Source organism: Sphingobium sp. TB-6 (genome assembly GCF_012927365.1).
Lineage (GTDB): Bacteria > Pseudomonadota > Alphaproteobacteria > Sphingomonadales > Sphingomonadaceae > Sphingobium.
In genome coordinates this window covers 1-5,868 of the sequence record NZ_JABBGL010000040.1, presented here as the reverse complement: position 1 = coordinate 5,868, position 5,868 = coordinate 1, and the positions used below count along the sequence as shown (strand labels likewise).

The following is a 5,868-nucleotide window of genomic DNA, read 5'->3' as shown; positions in this document are numbered from 1 at the left end:
GGTATCGCTCCGGTGAGGGCCGCCTTGCGGTGATCCGCTGATATTTTGACATGGCACCGGTGCAAGCGCCGGTGTTTGCACCGATACTAAGGACGGTGCGATGAGTCAGATCACGGTAATTTCGGGGCCGGAGCGGCGGCGGGTATGGAGCGACCAGCAGAAGCGCGAACTGGTCGCGGCGGTTTCGGCGCCCGGTGCGAACGTGGCGGAGATTGCCCGCCGTGCCGATCTGCGGCCGAACCAGATCTACAGATGGCGGCGGCAGATGGGGCAGGCAGCGCAGGGCTTTGCCGAGGTGCAGGTGCAAGCCGATCCGGTGCCAGTGATCGGATCGGCGATCACCGTCGAGTTTGAGCGGGCGATCGTGCGCATTCCCGCTGGCGCATCACCTGGGCTGGTGTCGGCAGTGCTGCGGTCGGTCAAGCCGTGATCCCAGTTCCTTCCGGCGTTCGGATATGGATCGCAACGGGGCACACGGACATGCGGCGCGGCATGCGCAGCCTGGCTCTGCAGGTGCAGCAGAGTTTCGGACGTGATCCCTTCGCCGGGGATCTCTACATTTTCAGGGGACGCCGCGGCGACCTCTGCAAGATCATCTGGCATGATGGTGTCGGCATGTCGCTTTATGCCAACTAACTGGTTTCATACTACAGCCCTTTCGTCGATAGCCATGCATTTTGAGCTGCTGAGCCGGCGAACGGTCTCAGCCCGGTGGACCAGTTGGTTCCATCGGCTGCACTGCTTGGCCGGGATGTGCGGTCCTGGCGGCTCATAGAGGCCGATATAGCCATTGTAGGCATGTCGTTTCACGATGCCGTATTTCGCCCACCTGACCAAAGTGCACTCGGTGATCCCGAGTTTGGCGCAGGCTTCGGCTTTCGTCAGCATTCCCCGCTCGCGCAGCCGGTCGTAGCGCGGGCGCAGACCATATGTCTTGACGAGATAGATGACGCGCATGTCGGTAAACTGGGCGTCGGCCTGATCCCGTCGCGCTGAACCGCCGGGCCGGATCCCTTTTGCATTCAGTATGTCCGCGATTTCGGCACAGATATAGTCGTCGAGCAGCTTGTCGACCAGTTCGACGACCTCGGGCCGGGTCTTTACCTGCTGTGCAGAGGATTTGGGATTCTGGGTCGTCAGCGTTGCGGTCCTCCCGCCTCTGAAGCGGATGTGGATGCGGGTCTCACCTTCGTCCGGGAACTTGAGCAATGTGACGTCCTCAACAAGATAGGCAAGAAGCCGCTTGCGTTCACGGTTCGGCAGCGTCGGATCGTGCCAGACCGTTGTGAAGTCGGTGGTCATTGCGATCAACCGATCGCGGATTGCATCGTCCAGTGCCACCCGGTCTTCGCGTAGGGCGCGCTCCCTCTCTTCCTGCAGGTCAGCCAGCAAGCGCAGTTTGTCGTTCCATTCTCGTTCAAGAGTGTCGGCCACCAGGCGATTGTTCGGATCGACCAGCATGAACCTCCGCTGCGCAAGATCGGCATCGATCTGGGCGCGTTCGACAGCGCGAAGCCGAAGCTGATCCGCTTCGTCATGGCGCGCCTCGATCTCTTTTCTGATCTCCAACGCCAACTCCACGGCGGCGGGCGTCATTTCAGCAGCGATCAGTTCGCCGATTGCTCCGTCAACGGGCCAGCCTGCGATCGACTGACAGTGGCGTTCCCCGCGAGTCTCGTAGGCCTGGCTGCACACATACCACGTATCCACCTGTCCCCGCCGATCGGCGTAGCGGGCTTTCATATAACTGCCGCAGCGTCCGCATATAACGCGCCCTTGCAGCAAGGCTGCACCTTCGCGAGGCGGCGAGGCGCGCGCGGGATCGTATCCTCGCCCATTGGCCTCAAGTATTTTGAGATTGTGCTGATATTGTTCCCAGCTGATGTAACCTGGATGGGCATCCGGGATGCAGGCGATCCATTCCTTGGGATCACGTTTGCGGAGTTGTATCCTTCCGTCGACGGTCCGGCGGTAAAGGCGCTGGCCATAGGCATAGACGCCCGCGTAGCGGGGATTTTTCAACGTGCGCATTGTGGTCGATGTGGTCAACGGTTGGAAGACCACCTGTTTGCCGTTGCGGACGCGGGATGGGAAGAGCAGGCCTTCCCTGGCGAACGCCTTGACGGTCTGCGTGGCCGATCCGACCCGCGAGAATGTTTCGAAGAAGTGGGTGATCATCTCCCGGATCTGGGCGTCAGGGTCGAGGACCACATCGCCAACCTCATCATAGATGAAGCCGGTTGGCAGGGGGCAGCGATATTCACCGCGGCGCACCTTGTTGAGGATTCCACCGCGTAACCGGGCTTTGATGACGTGCAACTCGGCTTCGCTCATCGTGCCCTTGAGTCCGAGCAGCAGGCGATCATTGAAGTTGGACGGATCGTACACGCCATCTTCGTCGAGGATGAGTGTGTCGGCTAAGGCGCAGATTTCCAACAGCCGATGCCAGTCCGCATTGTTTCTCGCGAGACGGGACACCTCCAGGCCCATGACGATCCCCGCACGCCCCATGCCGACATCGGACACCAGTTTCTGGAACCCTTCGCGCCACGACGCTGAAGCACCGGATTCACCTTGATCGCTGTCGATGACGATGATCTGGTCGTCACGCCATCCCAGCCCGATCGCGCGCCCGCGTAGGTCGTATTGACGCTTGGTGCTTTCGACATTCTCCATGACCTGTCGCATCGATGACTGCCGGATGTAGAGATAGGCCCCCCGTTCGAGATGGTGCGATTGGACCTTGAGATTTTCGTTCATGACGATCTCCTCCATTCAGGGGCCGCCATCACCATGGCGGCGAGCAGGTGGATGACTGTACGTCGTTCGGAAGCTACATCTGCGATCGGCAGGCCAACTGCAGGTACGGCAGCGGATGGGCTATGGCAGGGTGCCCGTAAAATCGCGCGAGCCCAAGCCAACATGCCTCGATGCAGAAGGATCGTGAGGCCGCTGCGCGCCTCTGGGGGCAGTGCGGTCCCGAGCGCGGCAGCGCGCAATATTTCGTATCGCTCCATGGCGCGCCACTGCATCGCGGGATGCAGTGGCGCGCCGGCTCCGATCACGCAGTTTTTTTTACACCGAGCGCGCGCTCGATCGTTCTGGGGTGGACATCGAGGCCGAACTTTGCCCGGACACGGTCCGTCAGCTCCCGCGCTCGAATGGGTTCGCCAGGGTCCACTTGCGCCTTGAGGAACGCCATCACCTCGCCCTGGAGCTTGTGTGGTCCGCGGGGGCCACGCTTCCTCGGGACCAGACCGGCCAAGCCCGCATCCTCGAAGTCCGACTTGGCCTGATAGAAGGTCGGCCGGGAGACACCATATTCGTCTGACGCCTCCGTCACCGACATTTTGTCGACGGATACGCGTCGCAGCATCTCGTATTTCACTTGCACGATGTCGCGCGGATCGAAGAAGCCGTCCTCCTGGAATTTCGGATCGCCCACTTTCTCCGGTGCCGGATTGAGCGTGCCATCCGCGGCCAAAACACTCGCTTTCGATCGCTTGTGCTTGATGTCGTCCGGCACCTGCAGCCCTCGCTTCTCGCTTTTTATATGTAATGAATAATATGCCGTATATAGCCAATGCGTCAAGACAATGAGTGCCAGTGATTCGGTAGATAATGGTTAGTAAGTGGGCCATTCAGCGCAGACCCCAAGGGCTATGCGGCGTTATTCCCTTTACAGATGCGGCATAATTATCCTTACGCGCCTTCGCCCCAGTGACCCTCTTCCGCGACATAAGCAGTGCCACCAGATCGCTTAGTTCCAACAGATCGGAAAAGCTGCAAAGGGCGCGCCGGGCCACTGCGGTAACCTCAAGATCGGGAGGTGTCGCATCCGTCCATTGCGGCGGAACAGGGCAAATCCGGCCATCGGCAAAGCGCAGCAACCACCGCTTTCCCGACCGGTTGCCACGTCTCGCAATGCACTCCCCTTGCTGTCCGGTGTACGGATGAAAGGGGTGGGTCACTGTCACAAGCTGCAACGCCGCAGATGAACCGCCTGCATTTCCAACTGAGTTACAAGCGTCTCGAGCGCGGGAAGTACATCTGGCCTTCGGCCGTGGACGGGGTGATTGCCATTTCCCCCTCGCAGATGGCTTGCATGTTGGAGGCGATCGACTGGCGTAATCCGCAGGCCACCTGGCGTCCGACATTGGCCGGATAAAAGCCCCGGCATGACCTAAGAAGCTAGGGATTCCGGTGCTTTTCGGCTATGTCATTGACCATGGGGACCGAAGCGCAAGCAGAGATCGACAGCCTTCGCGAGCGGCTTGCCGCTGCCGAGGCTGTCGCCGCTGAAGTCGCCCGCATCAAGGCCATCAACGCTGACCTGGAAGCCCGCAACGCCCTTCTCGAACTGCAGAACGAGAAGATGCGCCGCACCCTTTTTGGCCAGCGATCCGAACGCACGCGCCATCTGCTCGACCAGATGGAACTGACCTTCGAGGAGTGCGAGACCGCTGCCAGCGAAGATGAGTTCCTGGCTGCCCTGGCAGCGGCGAAGACCAACGTCGCACCGTTCGAGCGCAAGCGGCCCGCCCGCAAGGCCTTGCCCGAGCATCTGCCGCGCGAGCGCGTCGTCATCGCCGCGCCCGATGCCTGCCCCTGCTGCGGCTCAGAACGGCTGTGCAAGCTGGGTGAGGATATCACCGAGACGCTTGAGGTCGTGCCGCGACAGTGGAAGGTGGTTCAGACCGTGCGGGAGAAGTTCTCCTGCCGGGATTGTGAGAAGATCACCCAACCGCCGGCGCCGTTCCACGTCACGCCCCGCGGGCTCTTTGGCCCCAGCTTCCTGGCGATGCTGTTGTTCGAGAAGTTCGGCGCGCATCAACCGCTTAACCGCCAGCGTGATCGCTATGCCCGGGAAGGCGTGGACCTGAGCCTTTCCACTCTGGCCGATCAGGTCGGCACCTGCACCGCCGCGCTGATGCCGCTCTATCTCCTGATCGAAGCCCACGTCCTTGCCGCCGAGCGATTGCATGGCGACGATACGACGGTGCCAGTGCTGACCAAGACCAAGACCGATACGGGCCGGATCTGGACCTATGTTCGGGATGATCGACCTTTTGGCGGACCGGCACCGCCCGCAGCGATCTTCCATTATTCCCGGGACCGGCGGGGCGAGCATCCCGTGGGACATCTGCGCAGTTGGAGAGGCATCCTTCAGGCTGACGCATATGCCGGCTACAATGCGTTGTTCCATGCCGACAGACTGCCGGCGCCGCTGACCCGCGCCTTATGCTGGAGCCACGCGCGCCGCTATTTCTTCGAGCTGGCCGATATCGCCGCGCAGCTCAAGAAGCGCCGCAAAAAGGCCGTTATCTCGCCGCTGGCAGTGGAGGCGGTCCGCCGTATCGACGCGATCTTGGACATTGAGCGCGCCATCAACGGCAGACCGGCCCAGGAGCGCCACGCCCTTCGACAGGAACTCAGCGCCCCGCTCGTTGCCGATCTGGAAGAATGGATGCGCGACAACCGGTCCAAGCTATCGAAGAACAGCGATGTGGCCGAGGCCATGGATTACATGCTCAAGGCATGGCCAGCCTTCGCTGCGTTCCTCGATGATGGCCGCATCTGCCTCTCGAACAACGCGGCGGAACGGGCGCTTCGAGGCATAGCCCTGGGCAGAAAATCATGGCTCTTCGCTGGTTCAGATCGCGGCGGCCAGCGCACCGCCTTCATGCTGAGCCTCATTGGCACGGCGAAGCTCAACGACATCGATCCGCAGGCTTGGCTTGCCGATGTGCTCAGCCGCATCGCCGACATCCCTCAGAACCGTCTCCATGAACTGCTTCCCTGGAACTGGCGCACCGCAGAGGATCAACGCGAAGCCGCCTGATCCGCGGCCTTCTCCGAATGCATACG

The 5,868-nt window shown here is 61.3% G+C and carries 6 protein-coding genes; 4 read left to right on the top strand and 2 right to left on the bottom strand.

The window, feature by feature from the left end; translation table 11 throughout:
- Positions 1–100: 100 nt before the first annotated feature.
- Together HHL26_RS23880 and tnpB (HHL26_RS23875) are read left to right on the top strand one after the other, a co-directional pair.
- Positions 101–430, top strand: coding sequence for a transposase (locus HHL26_RS23880; protein ID WP_066552878.1), 330 nt, complete (start codon positions 101–103; stop codon positions 428–430).
- A complete protein-coding gene (tnpB, locus tag HHL26_RS23875; protein WP_169576911.1) occupies positions 427–636 on the top strand; it encodes an IS66 family insertion sequence element accessory protein TnpB in 210 nt (69 codons plus the stop codon). Before HHL26_RS23880 ends, tnpB (HHL26_RS23875) begins: the two co-directional genes overlap by 4 nt.
- Before the next feature lie 6 nt (positions 637–642).
- On the opposite strand, the gene HHL26_RS23870 is transcribed toward tnpB (HHL26_RS23875), so the two are convergent.
- Together HHL26_RS23870 and HHL26_RS24430 are read right to left on the bottom strand one after the other, a co-directional pair.
- On the bottom strand, positions 643–2,775 hold the full coding sequence (locus HHL26_RS23870; protein ID WP_206377612.1) for a recombinase family protein: 2,133 nt from the start codon (positions 2,773–2,775) through the stop codon (positions 643–645).
- 286 nt (positions 2,776–3,061) lie between these two features.
- Entirely contained in the window at positions 3,062–3,526 is a 465-nt protein-coding gene (locus HHL26_RS24430; RefSeq protein ID WP_169576910.1) for a helix-turn-helix domain-containing protein, read from the bottom strand.
- A 468-nt stretch (positions 3,527–3,994) separates the two neighbouring features.
- Between HHL26_RS24430 and tnpB (HHL26_RS23855) the strand changes: the two genes are divergently transcribed.
- A complete protein-coding gene (gene tnpB, locus HHL26_RS23855; protein WP_169576908.1) occupies positions 3,995–4,168 on the top strand; it encodes an IS66 family insertion sequence element accessory protein TnpB in 174 nt (57 codons plus the stop codon).
- Between the two features lie 60 nt (positions 4,169–4,228).
- Positions 4,229–5,842 carry an IS66 family transposase gene (locus HHL26_RS23850; protein WP_082748335.1) on the top strand — a complete coding sequence of 538 codons (1,614 nt, stop codon included), beginning with the start codon at positions 4,229–4,231 and terminating at the stop codon, positions 5,840–5,842.
- Positions 5,843–5,868: the final 26 nt, after the last annotated feature.